This is a genomic window from Agrobacterium sp. D14 (assembly GCF_001526505.1).
Classification (GTDB): Bacteria; Pseudomonadota; Alphaproteobacteria; order Rhizobiales; family Rhizobiaceae; genus Agrobacterium; species Agrobacterium leguminum.
Window position 1 is genome coordinate 476,396 of the sequence record NZ_ASXX01000001.1, and the last position, 17,537, is coordinate 493,932.

Sequence of the window (17,537 nt, forward strand, 5' to 3'; positions counted from 1 at the left end):
TCGAATCCTACATTCCGCACGATCCCTCGCCTTCACACGCCGCGAATATCTTCCAGAATGGAAAGCACCATCTGCTTCTTGTCGAGATTATAGGCCTGCGCCACGGTGATGCGTTCCGAGAGCGCCGAGGAAAGCCGTGCATGTTTCTCCGCCGCCGCGATATCGCCCGCCATCGCCGCCGCCCTTGCGCGCTCCATCAGTTCTTCCGTCACATGCTCCATGAAGAAGCCGAGAACGATGTCACCATCCTTCTGTGCCAGAACCTCGGCGAGCTTATGCATCTGCTTGCGCACGCCTGGCCCTTCGGAAGCCATGACCTCCGCAAAGGCCTCGACAATGTCGGAGCCGCCGTAATTCATCAGCTTCAACGCCTGCGCCACGCTGCCCTTGGAGGCGGCAAGCAGGGCGTCGCGTTTTTCGCCTTCCGGGCTGATGCTGAGATGATCGAGAGATTGCACCATGGCCGCATCGGAAAGCGGCAGGAGCCTCAAGGGCATGCAGCGTGAGCGGATGGTCGGCAGCAACTTGCCCGGTGCGTGCGACAGGACGAGGAACATCGCCCGCTTCGGTGGCTCCTCCAGTATTTTGAGGATCGCATTCGCGGCGTTGCGATTGAGATCGTCGGCGGGATCGATGATGACGATGCGCCAGTTGCCGGTGCCGGAGGTCTGCGAAAAGAAGTGCCCTGCCCGCCGCACCTCGTCCACCGTAATGGCGGATTTCACACGGCCGGTCTTTTCATCCACCGGACGGGTCAGATGCAGCAGATTGTGCGAGGCGCCTGCGGTGATCTGCCGGCTGACCAGCGATTGCGGATCGGGATCGGCAAGAAAATCCGGCGCCAGCGAGGGATCGGGATGGCTGAGCACATGATTGGCGAAACGGAAGGCAAGCGTCGCCTTGCCGATCCCCTCCGGCCCTTCGATCAGAATGGCATGATGGCCCTTGCCGGAACGATAGGACTGCGCGAGGAAGGCTTCCGCTTCCTCATGCCCGAAAAGCTTCGTGTTCTGCTGCGGCGCAATCGCACCGTCGAGAACGCCCTGAACCTCACTCATGCGCCGCGCCCGCTGCTGTTTTCAGCTGTTCGAGCAAGGGCTCGACAAAGGACATGACATCCTCCGCCACTTTTTCTTCCGGCTGATCGGCATTGACGATCCGGCAACGACGCGGCTCGGCAAGCGCAATATCCAGATAGGCCTCCCGCCGCTTCTCGTGGGTCTCGATTTCCTCTTTTTCGAAGCGGTCCGGCGCAGCGCCTTCATCCGCGCGCTTTCTGGCGCGGGCGAGCCCCTTTTCGGCGGCGATGTCGAAAATCAGCGTCAGTTCCGGCACGACACCGTCAATCGCAATGCGTTGCAGTGTCTCGATGAAATCCGGCTCCAGATTGCCGGTCGTGCCCTGATAGACACGGGACGAATCGAGGAACCGGTCGCAGAGCACGATCTTACCGCGAGCAAGCGCCGGGCGAATGACCTCTTCGACATGGTCGTTGCGCGCCGCCGCAAACAGGATCGCTTCCATGCGCACCCCGAAGGATTCCGCCGCACCCGAGAGCAGAACATGCCGAACGGCCTCCGCACCCGGCGAGCCGCCCGGCTCACGCGTCACGACCACCTCGAAACCACGGCCGCGAAGCGCCTCGGCAAGCGTGCGAATCTGCGTCGACTTGCCGGCGCCTTCGCCGCCTTCGAAGCTGATGAACAATCCGGTCTTTTCGGCCAATGTCACGTCCTGCGAGGAATTCACGTAAATGTTGAAATGCCTGTTTACAGCATCGAACGGAAAAGTGTGAAGCGGTTTTCAGAAAATCCGATGCCTGAACAAAAGCATAGGAACAAGGCCGCCCGTGGAACAGGCTTTCAGAGCCAGAACAGCAGCAGTTCCTTCAGCGCGCCTGTCGCATTCTGGGTGAGAGACCCCTTGCCGACTGCCGCCTTCGTATAAAGCGGCACTTCCCGCAACAGGCGCTCGCCCGAAAAAATCTTAAGCGTTCCGGCATTTGCCCCGACGTCCAGCGGCGCATTCAGGGGCCAGCGATAGACGATGCGGCCGGAAATACGATCCGGATTATTGACCGGCACCAACACGCTGACATCTTCCTTCGGCGAAAGATCGATATGCGAAACATCGCCGCCATAAACGCTGACCGACCCGACCGCTTCGTCCTTGCTGAAGAGATGGCGTTTTTCAAAGGCGGTCAGACCCCAGTCCACCACGCGGCGGGCCTCTTCCTGCCGCGTCTTGTCGTCCACGATGCCGGCAAGCGCCAGATAGACCCGGCGGCCTTCCCGCTCGGCCGAAACGACAGCCGCAAAACCGCTGCCTTCCGCAAAACCGAGACCGAGACCGTCTATGCCGCTGCCGGGCATCAGGAGCGTATTCTTGTTGCGCTGGAAAATCCGGTTCCATTCGAAATCCGGCTTGGTGAAAAGCCCGTAACGCTCGGGATAGGTGTCACGCAGATGTTGCGCAAGACGCACCATGTCCCTCGCGGTCGTCCGGTTGCCGGGGTCGGGAAGCCCGGTCGAATTGGTGAAGGTACTGCTGCTCATGCCCAGTTCGCCCGCCCGCACAGTCATGCGCTTGGCGAAGGCGGCATCCGAACCCGCCATGCCTTCGGCAACGACGATGCAGCCGTCATTGGCGTTCTGCACGATGATGCCGGTCAAAAGATCGTTGATGCTGACAGAGGATTTCAGCGCCGCGAACATGGTCGAGGTGCGCGAGGGCGCGCCGCCCGTGCGCCAGGCATATTCGGAGACGGGGTAAGCCGTCTCTGACGTCACCTGCCCCTTTGACAGCGCATCCAGCACCACTTCCACCGTCATCAGCTTGGCAAGCGACGCGGGCGGAAAAGGTTGATTCTCATTTTGCGAAAGAAGCACCGTGCCTGTTTCGGCATCGATCATGTAGGCCTGTTCGGCCTTTGCAATGAAGGGGCCGGTCTGCGATTGCACCGGGCCTGCACTGAAAAACGCAAACGCTGCCGCTGCGACGACCGAACAATAGGAGCGATGAATGGCCTTGCGCATGAAACCGCCCAGTCCTGCCTGCCGTAACCGGCTGCCCGCGATAAAGGCGAGAGGCCGGCCGTATCCTTCAATCCGTCAGCGCGACTTCGCCTGCTGACGCTTCACATGGGCGAGTATCGATTGCTCGTTGAGCGCGCCACGGTCGACGAGCACGCTGTCGAAGGCGCTCGCGGTCCTGGAGACCGTAGCAGATTCTTCGGAATAGGCCGCCGCAAATTTGGAGGAAGGCGTCGGCACGCGCAGATAATTGCCGCCGGGCGCCGCCGGCTCACGCATGAAATTGCCTTCCGGACGCTCCGCCAGGATAGGGCCGATTTCCGGCAGTATCGCGAACTGCTCGAAAGCCGGCACCGGGCCGTTGACCAGCGGCATGGCCTGAAGCGCCGCATTCTTCTTGGAACCGACGAGCGCCGTCTGTGCGGAGCCGCCATAATTCGGGTTGGACGCGGGAGCCGGAACGAAATTCGGCGAGGCCGAAGCCACCATCACGCCCGTCGCGATCTGCCCTTCGGGCGCTACACCCGGCGAACGCGAACCCTTCGGAATATAGGATGCCATCAGATAAGGCATGTCGTGACCATCGAGCGGTGCCCGACCGGCATATTGTACCCGCACATTGGCCGTGCCGGTAGCTTTCATGTCGAGAAGATCGGCCGTTTTGCTGGAAACGTCGATCAGGCGGCCTTCGTGGAACGGTCCGCGATCGTTGACGCGCACCAGAACCGAAGCACCATTTTCCATGTTGGTGATGCGCGCATAGCTCGGCAGGGGAAATGTCGGATGTGCGGCAGAAAGATGTTCTTTGTCGTAAACTTCGCCATTGGCGGTCAGGCGGCCATGGAAGGCGGAACCGTACCAGGAAGCAAGGCCGGTCTTGTTGTAACCCGGCTCTTCCTTCGGGAAATAACGGCGGCCCTTGACGGTATAGGCATTGCCGATCAACTCGCGCCCGCCGCCCTTGGGAATGGCTTTGCCATCGGCCACACGCGGGCTGGCTTTGACGCCATATTCGGATTCGGAAAAATATTCCTTGCTGCGCTTGGGCTTAGGCTTAGTCTCGGATGTCGTGGAACACGATGCGGTGGCGGCGCAAAGCACGGAAATTGCAAGCCACTTCACGCCCGACCTGGCGTTGATGCCGAGTTTCTTGACCGGAGAATTCAAATCGTCTGCCCCACGCTGCTATTGGCTCGGAGAACCGCACCCTCACTTGCCTCGATTATTTGCCCCTGCCATCGAAGCACCTAACAGTCGCTTAATCTTGTGCATAACGTGGCGAAAATGCGAACGACTTCTGCAAATTCGATAAAATTGTAACGAACGTGGTTAATGATTTCTATCTTTTAAGCCCACCCGTCGGGCCGAATTTACCCGCCTCAGCATCTCCCACTCACCGCATCGGCAAGGAACAAATGGACGGCAACCGCGTTCTCTCCCCGCAAACAAACGAGCTTTCCGCCGGTTTCGGCTGAAGGAGGAAACATGATCAAGCTTATGAAAACCACAGCTCTTGCGATGGGCATCGCCCTGGTATCCTTCGCCGCGCCGATCCCTGCAGGTGCGCAGGACATGGAACTCAGAATCGGCCCCGACGGCGTTCGCCCCATCATCCGCGATCGTGACCGGGACGTAGACCGCCGCGGCCCGCCCCGCATGCGCGGCTGCAGCGAACGCGAAGCCCGCGCCGCCGCCCGTGAAGCAGGCCTGCGCGATCCAGAGGTCGTGCGCGTCACTCCGGGTCGCGTCGTCGTCGAAGGCTTCACGCGCCGGGGACCGGATCGCATCACCTTCGCCAATGAACGGGGCTGCCCGGAAATCTGATTGGATCAACAGCATGGAACCCGCCGCAAGGCGGGTTTTTCCTTACGGCGCTGCTAAACTGTTTCCAAACCGAACACCGGTGTCAGGACGACATCTGGTGTTTGATCGTTTTTTCCCAATTTGCGGATTGCGTATCCACCACGGTCAATGCCTTGTGGGGGACGTCCGACGAGAATAATGTGCAACGCTTAAGTCACCTCGCGGCTCTGCGTCTGACGTAGGCGATCGCAAAATACGCCGAGCCGAGCGAAACAACTCCCGCAAGGAAGCTCGTCAAGGCGAGGTATGCGGGACGGGATTTGAGCGTCGCGATTTGCTCGCCTAAAGTATCGATAATGAGTGTAACAGGCGAAGGCGACACGGGCCTCCACCCTTCCTCGATGCGGGCCAGCCTCGCGCCATAAACGAAAAGGCCGAGTTCCGGGGCGCCGGGGTCGAGGTTTTCAGCGGAAAGTCCGATTTCGGTATAGTTGAACGAACCGCCTCTCATGCCCTTGGTCCACTCGTCGCAGCGCCAGCATCCGCCCTCACCCTTGCTTCGCCAGTCTTCGATCCATTCCCAGACGTTACCGCCTTGCTGGCGCGTGCCGTAATAACTTTCCGACGCTGCAAAGGCGTCCACCTCGCTGACAAAATAAGGCATGCCCTCGCCAAGCTGGTCGAGCAGGGTATAGTTGGCTCCGGCAGGCATTTGCGCCGACGCGGGCTTCGGTGGCGTGTCTGACTTCGTTGGATATTTGAAATATCGACGATTCTCGGCGTTGTAATAAGCCGCCTTGTACCACTCGTCGTCGCTCGGAATAAAAAATCTGGCACCGAGGTTTCGAGAGGGCAAGCGGGCGCTGTCGAATGAAGCCTTTGGGGCGGGAAAGGCACGGGTATCATAGGCGCCGGTCTTTGCGTCTCCCTCCGTCGTGCCAAGCTCCTGCCTACCGGTTGCGGGGCGGCCGTAATGCAGCCAGTTTGCCATACGGGCGAGATCGAACCAGGAAACATAGGTTACCGGCCGTTTCTCCCAACCCGGCTTCGATCGATAGGTGGCTTTGCCGCCTTCGGATATTTTCTCCAGGCCGCCGACAACGCCGGTCTGCATATCGATTTTGAAGAGACCGTAAGCGTCGCCTTCGCGCGCGACCGCATTCAGAAATTCCGCATATTCGCGATTGGACAGCTCGTATTTTCCAATGTCAAAATCATATTCGACGCGACCCCGGCCTGTTCTCGGATCGACCGGATTTCCCTTGTCGGCGACACGGACAAAATCATACTGTTTGAACGGAACCTCGGGAAGATCGACGAAGCCTGGGGGCGATGGGGCAAGCCGTGACGCGACACGAAAACCGATGCTGGAAATGGTCACATCAGGATATTCCGTATCCACATATTCCGATTTGAGCGCCGCAGCAGGCAGCAACAACGATCCCCCCAGCGCCATGCGCTGGCCACCGGTCAGGTCTTCCACCCATTCCAGAACATTGCCTGCCTGTCCCAGCGTTCCGCTCGCAGACCGTGCCGTACCAGAGTCCTTTGCCGGTATCAGATGCGGGAAAGGCGCAGCCCAGCGGCCATCGAAGTAATTGACCGATGACGGCCCGATACCGGAGGGCGGCAATTCATGTCCGGTGACATATCGGCGCTGCCTGTTTTCGGCCGGATCGAAGAAAGCGGCCTGACGCCACTCCGCACAGCTCGGCAACCAATATTGCGCATCCCTGTTTCTCAACCATGTCGCGGTGTCATACGCGCCGTTGGAGGCATTCCCTTCCGTCACGCCCAGACCGGCAGGTTTCAACGGCTTGCCGTAATGCATCCAATTTGCATATCTCACGGCGGAGTACCAACTCACAAAGGTAACCGGCAGGTCAGCATATCCGGGCTTTGGCGCGTATATGAAGTTCCCGCGCTCGCCTTTTCTCGATATCCCTCCCCAGAAATGCGTCTCCATCATCGGTGAATACAGCCCATGGGGATCGTTTATGGCGGCCACCGTATTCAGAAATTCCGCATATTCAAGATTTGTGGTCTCCGACGTCGCCATCGCGAAGTCTCCACCAATCCGACCGCACGATGACGCATCGCCGCCGGCGCGTATCGTCACCATCTCGGCAGCCCGCACGTCTGGCCAGTTACTACCGATTGCCAAACAGAAAATGGCACCGAAGACTGAATATGAAAATATACCCATATATGTATTCATAAATATATCAATACTGATTTATTCAATAATCTAAAGAATAATAAGGTTCAATATTAAAGAATCAGTCCTCACTATGCTCAAAATCCGTCTGAGAAAACGCTATTGATAGTATCAACGCTGTTTGTCACGGTCAGTATCGAGCCGGTCGCATTGCGATTGGGGACTTATGACGCTTTGAGTTGTCGATATTATGAAGATATGGAAGGTTTTTCGAAACGTTATGTCGGTGAATGCGCCTTGCGTACCCGGTTTCGGGTTGGCACTTACCCGGTTTTACCGGGACGCCACGGTGTATTGCGGGAACCGGTGGAAACCGCATGAACCAGAATCCCCATATTAATCAAGGCCAAATGGGAAGATACAGGGGCATGCGGGAAGCTATGATGGCAGATGGGGTGGGATTCGAACCCACGGTACGCTCTCACGCACGCCGGTTTTCAAGACCGGTTCCTTAAACCACTCGGACACCCATCCATCGGTGGTGAGGCTTTATAGCGGTTTGAAAAAGGCCGTCAATCCCGCCCGGGCGAGCTGTGTCGCCCTTCTCTTATGGTTGGCAGATCATTGCCCCGGGGGCGTTGCCGGCGGCAGCAGGGATCCGTCGCCTGAAGGTATCGAGGGCACCTGCTGAGCAGTATCGAACAGCGTCAGGCTCAAAACGATTGCGACAAGCACCAGCAAAAGCGCCACGAAGAGGATTCCCGATTTATCCATGCGTCTGCTCATGTCACGTTATGTTAAAGGCGAATATGTGCAATTCGAGGCAATGCGAAGAATAAAGCGAAAGTCTGTCAAGTTGTCTTACAGATTTTCCGAACTCATCGTTCAAAAATCTGCTGATTGAGCGAAATTTATGCATAGGCGTACTGTTTGGGACGGAAATGGCCTATCGCGTCAGCACTATTGTCACTTATATCAACCCATCGCTCCCGGGCATTGCCCAACTTTCCCCGAGCGATCAACCTGCCCCGCCTCTTTGCGGGGCTTTTTTTCTTTTATGGCCCAGAAAACGAAGCGCGGCCAAAAAAGGCCAGCGGCTCTCTATACCGCCCTCGCCTCAGACGCCGATGCTCGGCCCGCCATTGCCATGCCGGCCGTCACCCCGGAGAATATCCTCAAACAGATTCAGCAGCGCCGGCGGCAAGGTATCGGACAATTCCGCGATGATTTCATTGGCGCGATTATAGGAATAAATGGCTGAAAGCGTCAGCACCAGCAGCACGATCCACGGCCAGATCGGCTTGCGCCTTTGCGGCGCTCCGTTCGGTTGTTGCGGTAAAGTCATGCCGGCACCTTCCCTTCAGGCCTTCACGCGCGGTTCGCCTCCGGGCGCATAGGCGGTTTTCTGCAGGAAACGGAATATATTGCCGCACTGGGCGCAGCGGATCATGAAATCCGTCGGATCGCCCGAGGCGCGCTCCGCGCGAAATCCACGCGGCATTTCATCGATGCGAAAATCGACGTCCCGACGGCTCTTGTCATCCGATTCCGACGCTTCGGCAAAACCCTGATGACCACATCTGGAACATTCGAGCTTCCGGGAATATCTGTCGCGCGCTGCCATATGCCGTCCTTTGCTTGGTCGTTATCAGGTAGCAGCGGCAAAACATCATTTCAATGCCGATCGCCTCGGGTTAAAGCTTTGCACGGCTATTTCCCGGCCGGAAACTCATCCGGTGGCCGGAACGAATATGGAAGCCCATGAACGACCAGAAACCCCTGCTTTCATCGTCACTCATGCTCCGGGCCGCTCTCATCGCCGGAATTCTTCTCATCTTTCTCGGCGCCCTCAATGTCGGCATCAAATGGTATGGCGAGCGGATTCTCCAGGCGGGCCATACAACGGCCACCGAGGAGGTGGAGATCGTCATCGGCAACGACCGGCTGAAGCTTGCCAAAAACACCCTGCGGGCGCCTTCCGAGCGCCTGGGCGGAGAACGCGAGCGCGTCGACCTCTATCTAAGCTGGCCTGACCTCAAGGGTTACGAGGAAGCGAATCGCGCCGTCTTCGACGATCCTGCGCAGGCGGCAGGGCTGATCTTCATCCAGCTTTCGCAAAGCACCATGTCCGAGGACATGTCCGGCCGTTTCGGGCCGATCTATTCACGGCTGACGGAGGGAGAGCCGGTGCCGTTGAAGCACGGCCTGCTGCTGCACCGCCTGCGCGCTGATTCCGGTTACGGCAAGGAAGTCATATTGACCGGCGAGCGCGAGGGCGAAAGCACCTATGTGGTGCGCTGCCTGCTGCCGCAAACGCCGCAGGCGGCCACCGGCAGCGATTGCCAGAGGGATATTCACGCCGGACAGGACCTCAGCCTGTTCTACCGTTTCTCATCCGCCCTGCTGCCGCAATTGCAAAAGCTGGACGCGGATGTGAAAAACTATATCGAGCGCCGCCTCGTAAAAGACGGAAATCGGTGAAACAGCACGGCACAGATTGCGTGCGAAAAGTCGCATTTTATGGAAGGCAGATACCTTTCATAAACCACTTGGTAACGCCATCCCGATAAAGTTTCTTCCCGGAGCATCGGGCGGGGCGTGTCCGAGCGGAACAGAAATATGCGATTGAAGAGTTCAGCAGTGTTGAAAAGTCTATCTGGGGCACATTCGCGCAAAGCGGGTGCGACGTCTTTCGTAAGGTTTATTGCGCTAACCCTTGCTGCGGCGTTCATAACCGCAACATCCGTTCAAACCGCAAAGGCCGATCCGAAATATGCGGGCATCGTCATCGATGCCAAGACAGGCAAGGTCCTCTATGGCGAGGATCCGGACGGGCTGCGTTATCCGGCTTCGCTGACGAAGATGATGACGCTTTATCTGACATTCGAGGCGCTCAATACTGGACGTATCTCGCTCGATTCCAAGGTGCCGGTGTCAGCCAACGCCGCCAAGGAGCCGCCATCCAAGCTCGGCGTGCGCGCCGGCGGCAGCATCACCGTGGAACAGGCTATCCTTGCACTCGTCACCCGGTCTGCAAATGATATGGCAACCGCGCTCGGCGAATATCTCGGCGGCTCGGAAGACCGTTTCGCCAGAATGATGACCGCCAAGGCCCGTGCACTCGGCATGACCCGCACGACCTATCGCAACGCCAACGGCCTGCCCAACACGGCGCAGATGACAACGGCGCGCGACCAGGCCCGTCTCGGCGTCGCGCTTCGCCAGCATTTCCCGCAATATTACGGCTATTTCTCCACCCGCACCTTCAACTTCGGCAAGCAGGTTATCGGCAACCATAACCGCCTCGTCGGAACCGTGAAGGGTGTAGATGGCATCAAGACCGGTTATACCCGTGCAGCCGGCAGCAACCTTGCCACATCGGCTCAGCTTGACGGCCGCTCCATCGTCGCCGTCGTTCTCGGCGGCCGCTCCAGCGCTGCCCGCGACGCCACCATGCGCAAGCTTGTCGCAACCTACCTGCCGCAGGCATCGCGTGGCGGCAACAGCAACCTGATCGCGCAGACCCGCTCAGCGCCGGTCGAAGAGCCCGTCGCCGTGGCCGCTGCTGTTCCTTCCGTGGCAGTTGCAGCAACCGCAGCCGGCCTGCCCAATTCCGGTCCAGTGCCGCAGACCCGTTACGAAGAAGCGCCGGTCACCGCCTTCGCAGGCTCCTCTTCCAATGCAGCCGTCAAGGCCATGGAAGCCGCCACCTGGCAGAAGGGCAAGGATCCAATCAATCAGGCGCCCGCTGCACCGGACCGCAAGTTGATCACCAACTCGACCAAGGTGGACAATATTGTCACCGCCTCCACCACGGCGCCTGTCCTCTCCGCCCCTTCGGTTTCGGCCAGGTCCGAGGCTCCGCAGGGCGGCTGGGTCATCCAGATCGGTGCATCTCCCGACGAGAACTCCGCACGCGGCCTGTTGCAGAACGCGCAGGAAAAGGGCGGCGCGGCACTGCGCTCCGCAAAACCCTTCACGGTCGCCTTCAGCAAGGACGGCTCCCAGATCTACCGCGCCCGTTTTGGCGGCTTCGATGGCCAGAACGCCGCGGTGAATGCATGCAATGCATTGAAAAAGAAAGGCGTCAGCTGCTGGGCGTCACTCCAGTAACAGACGTTTCCGCAGGCGGTGGTTCATGGTCGAAACATCGCCTGTCTCCTCGAAGTTTGTAATGTGTAGCGAGGCTTTCCAAGATGGCAGTCAACGAGAATTATTCGGACATTGCGTCTGGCAACGGGCATGGCAGCCTGTCGGTTCTGCATCCCATTCACGAAGCGGCGATGCGTATCGCCGATCTCGGTCTTAATCGTTCCAAGGCGAAGACACGCGATCTCGTAGCGCTGCTTCTGTCGCATGGCGCCCGCGCCTGGCGCTCCAATCAGCCGGAAGCGAACATCCACCTTCATGTCGCGAGCCGCTCGGGTCGCGCTCCGGTCCATATTCGCATTCGCTGAAGATCAAACACAGTCGATACGACACAAACAAAAACCCCGCGGAGCCTGAGCGCCGCGGGGTTTTTCTTGATTGGTAACCGAAGATAACGAGGCGGCTTACGCCTCGTTATCCGGTGCCTCCGGCGTATCAGGCAGATCGTCGGCGGCATCTTCGCCATTGCCGTTCTCCGCTTCGTCGTCGCCTTCCGGCTCGTTGATGCGCTCCACGGAAACCACCTTCTCATCCTTGGCGGTCGAGAAGATCGTCACACCCTTGGTGGCGCGGCTGGCGATGCGGATGCCGTTGACCGGCACGCGGATGAGCTGACCGCCATCGGAAACCAGCATGATCTGGTCGCCTTCGTCCACGGGGAAGGCTGCGACGAGTTCGCCGATCTCGTTGGTCTTCGAGGTATCGGTGGCGCGGATGCCCTTGCCGCCGCGACCCGAGGTGCGGAAGTCGTAAGAAGAGGAACGCTTGCCGAAGCCCTTTACCGAAACCGTCAGCACGAATTCTTCGCGTGCCTTCAGTTCCTGATAGCGCTCTTCGCTGAGTTCACCCTCTTCCGTCACCTCTTCGCCGACGAGCGCGATATCATCCTCATCGACGCCTGCGGCACGCCGCTCGGTAGCCGAGCGCTTCAGATAGGCCGCACGCTCCCACGGTTCAGCTTCCACATGGCCCACAATGGTCATGGAGATGATGCGGTCACCCTCGGCCATGTTGATACCGCGCACGCCGACGGAGTTGCGGCCGGCAAAGACGCGCACATCGTCCACGGGGAAGCGGATGCACTGGCCGAGCGCGGTCGTCAGCAGCACGTCGTCGCGGTCCGTACAGGTTTCGACGGAGAGGATTTCATCGCCCTCCTCGTCCAGCTTCATGGCGATCTTGCCATTGCGGTTGACCTGCACGAAGTCGCCGAGCTTGTTGCGGCGAACCGTGCCGCGCGTCGTCGAGAACATCACATCCAGCGTTTCCCAGGTCGTTTCGTCCTCGGGCAACGGCATGATGGTGGTGATGCGCTCGCCGGGCTCCAGCGGCAGCATGTTGATGAGGGCCTTGCCCTTGGACTGCGGCGTGCCGATCGGCAGACGCCAGACCTTTTCCTTGTAGACGATGCCACGCGAGGAGAAGAACAGCACCGGCGTATGGGTATTGGCAACGAAGAGACGGTTGACGAAATCCTCGTCGCGCGTCGCCATGCCGGAACGGCCCTTGCCGCCGCGACGCTGCGCCCGGTAAGTGGTCAGCGGCACGCGCTTGATATAGCCGAGATGCGAAACGGTAACGACCATGTCCTCGCGGGCGATGAGGTCTTCATCGTCCATATCGGGACCGCCCTCGACAATCTCGGACCGGCGCGGCGTGCCGAACTCGTCGCGGATGGCGACAAGCTCGTCCTTGACGATCTGCTGGATGCGCAGGCGCGACGACAGGATTTCGAGGTACTCGGAAATTTCAGCACCGATCTTGTTCAGCTCGTCGCCGATTTCATCGCGGCCAAGCGCGGTGAGGCGGGCAAGGCGCAGTTCGAGAATGGCGCGCGCCTGCTCTTCCGAGAGATTATAGGTGCCGTCTTCATTGATGCGGTGGCGCGGATCGTCGATCAGACGGATCAGGCTTTCCACATCATGCGCCGGCCAGCGCCGCGTCATCAGCTCTTCGCGAGCCGAAGCGGGATCGGGCGCATGACGGATAACCCGGATGACCTCGTCGATATTGGCAACCGCAATCGCCAGACCAACCAACACATGCGCACGCTCGCGCGCCTTGCGCAGCAGATATTTCGTACGACGGCTGACCACATCCTCGCGGAAGGCCACGAAGGCGCGCAGCATGTCGATGAGCGTCATCTGCTCCGGCTTGCCGCCGTTCAGCGCCACCATGTTGCATCCGAAGGAGGTTTGCAGCGGCGTGTAGCGATAAAGCTGGTTCAGGATCACTTCCGCATTGGCGTCGCGCTTCAATTCGATGACGACGCGATAACCCTGACGGTCGGATTCGTCGCGCAGGTCGGAAATGCCCTCGATGCGCTTTTCCTTGACCAGTTCGGCCATCTTTTCGATCATGTTCGCCTTGTTCACCTGATAGGGAACTTCGGTGATGATGATCTGCTCGCGGTCGCCGCGCATCGGTTCGATGGTGGCGCGGCCGCGCATGATGACCGAGCCGCGACCGGTCTCATAGGCCGAACGGATGCCGGAACGGCCCATGATCAGCGCGCCGGTCGGGAAATCCGGACCGGGAATGATCTGCATCAGCTCCGGCAGCTCGATCGCCGGATTGTCGATCATGGCGATACAGCCGTCGATGACTTCCGAGAGATTGTGCGGCGGAATATTGGTGGCCATGCCGACCGCAATGCCGCCTGCCCCGTTGACCAGAAGGTTCGGGAACTTCGCCGGAATGACGACCGGCTCCTGCAAGGTGCCGTCATAGTTGTCGCGGAAATCGACCGTTTCCTTGTCGAGATCGTCGAGCAGCGAATGGGCGGCCTTTTCCAGACGGCATTCGGTATAACGTTCTGCGGCCGGCGGATCGCCGTCGATGGAGCCGAAATTGCCTTGCCCGTCGATCAGCGGCAGGCGGAGCGACCAGTCCTGCGCCATACGCGCCAAAGCGTCATAGATCGCCGCATTGCCGTGCGGATGGAATTTACCCATCACGTCCCCGGTAACGCGGGCGCATTTGACGTATTTCTTGTTCCAGTCGATGCCGAGTTCGGACATGCCGTAAAGAATACGGCGATGAACCGGCTTCAGGCCGTCTCGCACATCGGGAAGCGCGCGGGACACGATGACGCTCATGGCGTAATCGAGATACGACCGCTGCATTTCCTCCATGATGGAAATCGGTTCAATGCCTGGCGGAAGTTTTCCGCCGCCGGGGGGGCTCTGGTCAGTCAAAACGGATCACATTCTCTGTTAAGAATCGGATGGATTTTTATAGCGGAAACAGCCACGTTAAGCCAATTTCCCGGCGAGTTTTGAACAGGCTTTTGCGTCATTTGCAAGACGAACGCCGCATTTCACGATTTAGCCCGGCAAAAGCGCCGCCGCTCCCTTTCAAAGTGCCGGCGACTTGCGTAGGCTCCGCCCTAAAAACAGATGAGACGGGGAAAGAATGGCCAGCAGCGAAACGCTCATCAACGCGCTTACCACACTTCTGGTCACGCTCGATCCGCCGGGCCTTGCCCCCGTCTTTCTGGCGCTGACCGCCGGCATGACGCGCGACCAGCGCAGCCAGGTGGCGCTGCGCGGCTCCATCATCGCCTTCGGCATTCTCGCCGTCTTCGCGCTCTTCGGCCTTGCCATCCTCAATCTTCTCGGCATCTCGCTCGGCGCTTTCCGTATCGCCGGCGGCCTGTTGCTGTTCTGGATTTCCTTCGAGATGATTTTCGAAAAACGCCAGGAGCGCAAGGAAAAGACCTCCGAGATCGCCATCACCAAGGACCACCTTCACAATCTGGCGGTCTTTCCGCTGGCGCTGCCCCTGATCGCCGGGCCGGGCGCCATTTCCGCGACCGTGCTACTTGCCGGCTCGATGAAAACCACCGTGAGATGTTGGTGCTCATCCTGATCCTCGCTTTCGCCATGGCCCTCGTTTATGCAGCCCTGATCGTCTCGGAGCGGATGGACCGTTTTCTCGGCAATACCGGCCGCGCGATCCTGACCCGTCTGCTCGGCGTGCTGCTTGCCGCCCTTTCCGTGCAGTTCGTGGTCGACGGCATAAAATCGGCCTTCGCTTTTTGAAAAGCCGACCCTTGGCGGTGCCTGCGCAATAAATTCCCGCCAACCGCTAAAACGCCGGAAAATCCTCCCTTTAAATCCGACCGCCGCTTCGGCTAAAAGACGCATGTTTTTTCGGATTTGAAAGTTATCTCCATGCGTTCCACGCTGCGTCGCCTCATCCCGGATGCCGCACCCGTCAGCAACAGGGAAAGGCTGCGCTCCGCAATCGGCGCCTTTGTCGGCATTCTGCTGACCGGCCTTCTGGGAAGTCTCGCTCTCAGTTTCGATCCCACCCTGCCCGCCATGATCGCCCCGATGGGCGCTTCGGCCGTGCTTCTGTTCGCCGTGCCCTCCAGCCCGCTGGCGCAGCCCTGGTCGATCCTCTGCGGCAACCTCGTTTCGGCCTTCGTGGGCGTAACAGTCGCACTGCTGGTTCCGGATCTATTTCTTGCCAGCGCGCTCGCCATCAGCCTCGCCATTGCCGCGATGATGGTTTTGCGCTGCCTGCACCCGCCAAGCGGTGCCGTGGCGCTGACCGCCGTTCTCGGCGGCCCTGCCATACACAGCCTCGGTTATGGCTTCCTGCTATGGCCGGTCGCCGGAAATTCGCTGATCCTTCTTGCCTTGGCCCTCGCCTATAACAATGCCACCGGCCGCGCCTATCCTCACGGCCTGAAGCTTGGCAAGGCCGCCCATGGCACTACCGATCCGACCCCCATCCAGAAAATCGGATTTTCCTCCAACGACCTCGACGAGGTGCTGAAGGAATATGACCAGGTCCTGGATATCGACCGGGACGAGCTCGAAACCATTTTACGCAAGACCGAATTGCGCTCCTGGCGTCGCCGTGCGCTGCATCTCGATTGCGCCAGCGTCATGTCGCGCGATGTCGTCGGTGTTGCGCCTGATGACAGTCTGCGCCATGCCCACGCGCTGATGCACAGCCACCATTTCAAGGCATTGCCGGTCACCAACGATAAAGCGGAGATCGTCGGCATCGTCACCCAGACGGATTTTCTGGAAAAGGCGAGCTGGAGAAACGGCCGCCCCTCCATCGATTTCCTGCAGCGGCTGCGCCTCATCCTCTCCGGCGCAAGCGCCCCCAACGATACCGTCAAGGACATCATGACATCGCCGGTCAGAACCGTACGGCCGGAAACGGCAATCGAGGAGGCCATCATCCGCTTTGCCGAAGAAGGACTACATTACCTGCCGGTGATCGACGCCAGAGGCAAGATGGTGGGCATCGTGTCGCAATCCGATGTCATGGTCGCGATGCTGGCGGACAAGGTCGCGGCATAGTCTGCCGCGACGCCGAAATACCTTCTCCCCTATCGGAGAGCCGGCAAAGCCGGATGTTAGCGCCTCGCCTTCAGGAGACGCTGCCATAGCGTGCCGCCAAAGAACCGGCCGAGCACGACAAAATATGCGATGATAAGCGCAAACGCGATAAAGGCAGGCACACCGTTCAAGGCAAAACCCTGTGGCGTGCGCCCGCCTGCAACCGCCGCCACGAGAAATCCGGCGGCGAAAAACGCCGTCCAGAAATCGAGGAAGAAGGCAAGAACGATGCGCCAGGTCGCCGGCTGTTTCGGTGCGGGCGCATCACTCATGCCTGTCTCCCGTTACGCTTTCCCGAATTCGCCATCCGCTCAGAACGGAATATCGTCATCCATATCGTTGGAGAAGCCGCCGGAAGGCTGGCCGCCGCCACGGGAAGAGCCGCCGCGCGGAGAGGACTGCTGGTCGTAACCGCCGCCATAGCTGGAGCCGCCGCCGCTGCCATAATCGTTGCCGCCACCGAAATCGCCGCCGCTACGGCCACCGCCCTCACCGCGACCATCGAGCATCGTCAGCGTGGAGTTGAAGCCCTGCAAAACGATTTCAGTGGAATAACGGTCATTGCCGGTCTGGTCCTGCCATTTGCGCGTCTGCAGCTGGCCTTCAATATAGAGCTTGGCGCCCTTCTTGACATATTGCTCGACGACCTTGCACAGGCCTTCGTTGAAGACGACGACGGTGTGCCATTCGGTCTTCTCACGGCGCTCGCCGCTGTTACGGTCCCGCCAGGTCTCCGAGGTGGCAATGCGCAGATTGGCGATGGGGCGGCCATCCTGCGTCCGGCGGATTTCGGGATCGGCGCCCACGTTTCCGATCAGAATTACCTTGTTTACGCTACCAGCCATCTCGTCATCCTGTCCGCCGGCCATCATGACCGGCAATTGCATTTCAAAAAATTCGCCACACAATAGCTGCCGCCGCCCGCAAAGGGCACCGCAAGCATGGAACTATCCACAAAGAATAATCTTAAGCTGCGGGAGCAGACATTCGCGCTTGCAATTCGTTCCTTTTTTGTTCTATTAAATCGCAGAT

At 59.3% G+C, this 17,537-nt stretch carries 16 protein-coding genes, 1 tRNA gene and 1 pseudogene; 6 read left to right on the forward strand and 12 right to left on the reverse strand.

Annotated elements, in window-relative coordinates:
* Positions 1 to 32 precede the first annotated feature (32 nt).
* The 4 genes from L901_RS02345 to L901_RS02360 form a co-directional block, all read right to left on the reverse strand.
* Positions 33 to 1,058, reverse strand: coding sequence for a DNA polymerase III subunit delta' (locus tag L901_RS02345; RefSeq protein ID WP_059753009.1), 1,026 nt, complete (start codon positions 1,056 to 1,058; stop codon positions 33 to 35).
* Complete coding sequence (gene tmk / locus L901_RS02350; protein WP_059753217.1) at positions 1,051 to 1,725, reverse strand: dTMP kinase; 675 nt, start codon at positions 1,723 to 1,725, stop codon at positions 1,051 to 1,053. Before tmk ends, L901_RS02345 begins: the two co-directional genes overlap by 8 nt.
* 137 nt (positions 1,726 to 1,862) lie before the next feature.
* Positions 1,863 to 3,035 (reverse strand): D-alanyl-D-alanine carboxypeptidase family protein, encoded by a 1,173-nt coding sequence (locus L901_RS02355; protein ID WP_059753011.1) that lies wholly within the window; start codon positions 3,033 to 3,035, stop codon positions 1,863 to 1,865.
* Between the two features lie 75 nt (positions 3,036 to 3,110).
* Positions 3,111 to 4,199, reverse strand: a complete 1,089-nt coding sequence (locus L901_RS02360) for a septal ring lytic transglycosylase RlpA family protein (protein ID WP_059753015.1) — start codon at positions 4,197 to 4,199, stop codon at positions 3,111 to 3,113.
* Positions 4,200 to 4,517: 318 nt separating this feature from the next.
* On the opposite strand from L901_RS02360, the gene L901_RS02365 reads away from it, so the two are divergent.
* Complete coding sequence (locus tag L901_RS02365) at positions 4,518 to 4,856, forward strand: hypothetical protein (RefSeq protein ID WP_059753019.1); 339 nt, start codon at positions 4,518 to 4,520, stop codon at positions 4,854 to 4,856.
* A gap of 193 nt (positions 4,857 to 5,049) precedes the next feature.
* Here the strand turns inward: L901_RS02365 and L901_RS02370 are convergent, their stop codons facing one another.
* From L901_RS02370 to L901_RS02385, 5 genes are all read right to left on the reverse strand, one after another.
* Positions 5,050 to 6,894 (reverse strand): SUMF1/EgtB/PvdO family nonheme iron enzyme, encoded by a 1,845-nt coding sequence (locus L901_RS02370; protein ID WP_197419687.1) that lies wholly within the window; start codon positions 6,892 to 6,894, stop codon positions 5,050 to 5,052.
* A gap of 543 nt (positions 6,895 to 7,437) precedes the next feature.
* Positions 7,438 to 7,527, reverse strand: a tRNA-Ser gene (locus tag L901_RS02375).
* 87 nt (positions 7,528 to 7,614) lie between these two features.
* A complete protein-coding gene (locus tag L901_RS25880) occupies positions 7,615 to 7,767 on the reverse strand; it encodes a hypothetical protein (RefSeq protein ID WP_162935873.1) in 153 nt (50 codons plus the stop codon).
* Positions 7,768 to 8,110: 343 nt separating this feature from the next.
* A complete protein-coding gene (locus tag L901_RS02380) occupies positions 8,111 to 8,338 on the reverse strand; it encodes a hypothetical protein (RefSeq protein ID WP_035261278.1) in 228 nt (75 codons plus the stop codon).
* A gap of 15 nt (positions 8,339 to 8,353) precedes the next feature.
* On the reverse strand, positions 8,354 to 8,617 hold the full coding sequence (locus L901_RS02385; RefSeq protein ID WP_035261275.1) for a hypothetical protein: 264 nt from the start codon (positions 8,615 to 8,617) through the stop codon (positions 8,354 to 8,356).
* A 137-nt stretch (positions 8,618 to 8,754) separates the two neighbouring features.
* Between L901_RS02385 and L901_RS02390 the strand changes: the two genes are divergently transcribed.
* The 3 genes from L901_RS02390 to L901_RS02400 all read left to right on the forward strand — a co-directional run bounded on the left by L901_RS02390 (position 8,755) and on the right by L901_RS02400 (position 11,450).
* Positions 8,755 to 9,474, forward strand: coding sequence for a hypothetical protein (locus tag L901_RS02390; protein WP_059753025.1), 720 nt, complete (start codon positions 8,755 to 8,757; stop codon positions 9,472 to 9,474).
* A gap of 138 nt (positions 9,475 to 9,612) precedes the next feature.
* Entirely contained in the window at positions 9,613 to 11,106 is a 1,494-nt protein-coding gene (locus tag L901_RS02395) for a D-alanyl-D-alanine carboxypeptidase family protein (protein ID WP_082710415.1), read from the forward strand.
* Between the two features lie 83 nt (positions 11,107 to 11,189).
* Positions 11,190 to 11,450 (forward strand): hypothetical protein, encoded by a 261-nt coding sequence (locus L901_RS02400; RefSeq protein ID WP_003502750.1) that lies wholly within the window; start codon positions 11,190 to 11,192, stop codon positions 11,448 to 11,450.
* A 96-nt stretch (positions 11,451 to 11,546) separates the two neighbouring features.
* Here L901_RS02400 and gyrA read toward each other — a convergent pair whose 3' ends face one another.
* Positions 11,547 to 14,339, reverse strand: a complete 2,793-nt coding sequence (gene gyrA, locus L901_RS02405) for a DNA gyrase subunit A (protein WP_059753028.1) — start codon at positions 14,337 to 14,339, stop codon at positions 11,547 to 11,549.
* A gap of 217 nt (positions 14,340 to 14,556) precedes the next feature.
* Between gyrA and L901_RS02410 the strand changes: the two are divergent.
* Positions 14,557 to 15,185 (forward strand): annotated as a pseudogene (locus L901_RS02410) (MarC family protein).
* A 132-nt stretch (positions 15,186 to 15,317) separates the two neighbouring features.
* The gene (locus tag L901_RS02415) at positions 15,318 to 16,466 is read left to right on the forward strand and encodes an HPP family protein (RefSeq protein WP_059753030.1); all 1,149 of its coding nucleotides are present in this window, start codon (positions 15,318 to 15,320) and stop codon (positions 16,464 to 16,466) included.
* Positions 16,467 to 16,522: 56 nt separating this feature from the next.
* On the opposite strand, the gene L901_RS02420 is transcribed toward L901_RS02415, so the two are convergent.
* Both L901_RS02420 and L901_RS02425 read right to left on the reverse strand, forming a co-directional pair.
* The gene (locus L901_RS02420; RefSeq protein ID WP_059753033.1) at positions 16,523 to 16,777 is read right to left on the reverse strand and encodes a hypothetical protein; all 255 of its coding nucleotides are present in this window, start codon (positions 16,775 to 16,777) and stop codon (positions 16,523 to 16,525) included.
* A gap of 39 nt (positions 16,778 to 16,816) precedes the next feature.
* Positions 16,817 to 17,392, reverse strand: coding sequence for a single-stranded DNA-binding protein (locus tag L901_RS02425; RefSeq protein WP_020809938.1), 576 nt, complete (start codon positions 17,390 to 17,392; stop codon positions 16,817 to 16,819).
* Between the last annotated feature and the right edge of the window lie 145 nt (positions 17,393 to 17,537).

Bases quoted from the DNA above. Each gene is read 5' to 3' on its own strand.
- L901_RS02345 (WP_059753009.1), bottom strand. From the start codon at position 1,058: ATGAGTGAGGTTCAGGGCGTTCTCGACGGTGCGATTGCGCCGCAGCAG.
- L901_RS02355 (WP_059753011.1), bottom strand. From the start codon at position 3,035: ATGCGCAAGGCCATTCATCGCTCCTATTGTTCGGTCGTCGCAGCGGCA.
- L901_RS02385 (WP_035261275.1), bottom strand. From the start codon at position 8,617: ATGGCAGCGCGCGACAGATATTCCCGGAAGCTCGAATGTTCCAGATGT.
- L901_RS02380 (WP_035261278.1), bottom strand. From the start codon at position 8,338: ATGACTTTACCGCAACAACCGAACGGAGCGCCGCAAAGGCGCAAGCCG.
- L901_RS02390 (WP_059753025.1), top strand. From the start codon at position 8,755: ATGAACGACCAGAAACCCCTGCTTTCATCGTCACTCATGCTCCGGGCC.
- L901_RS02420 (WP_059753033.1), bottom strand. From the start codon at position 16,777: ATGAGTGATGCGCCCGCACCGAAACAGCCGGCGACCTGGCGCATCGTT.
- L901_RS02400 (WP_003502750.1), top strand. From the start codon at position 11,190: ATGGCAGTCAACGAGAATTATTCGGACATTGCGTCTGGCAACGGGCAT.
- L901_RS02415 (WP_059753030.1), top strand. From the start codon at position 15,318: ATGCGTTCCACGCTGCGTCGCCTCATCCCGGATGCCGCACCCGTCAGC.
- L901_RS02370 (WP_197419687.1), bottom strand. From the start codon at position 6,894: ATGGCGACGTCGGAGACCACAAATCTTGAATATGCGGAATTTCTGAAT.
- L901_RS02425 (WP_020809938.1), bottom strand. From the start codon at position 17,392: ATGCAATTGCCGGTCATGATGGCCGGCGGACAGGATGACGAGATGGCT.
- L901_RS02395 (WP_082710415.1), top strand. From the start codon at position 9,613: ATGCGATTGAAGAGTTCAGCAGTGTTGAAAAGTCTATCTGGGGCACAT.
- L901_RS25880 (WP_162935873.1), bottom strand. From the start codon at position 7,767: ATGGATAAATCGGGAATCCTCTTCGTGGCGCTTTTGCTGGTGCTTGTC.
- L901_RS02365 (WP_059753019.1), top strand. From the start codon at position 4,518: ATGATCAAGCTTATGAAAACCACAGCTCTTGCGATGGGCATCGCCCTG.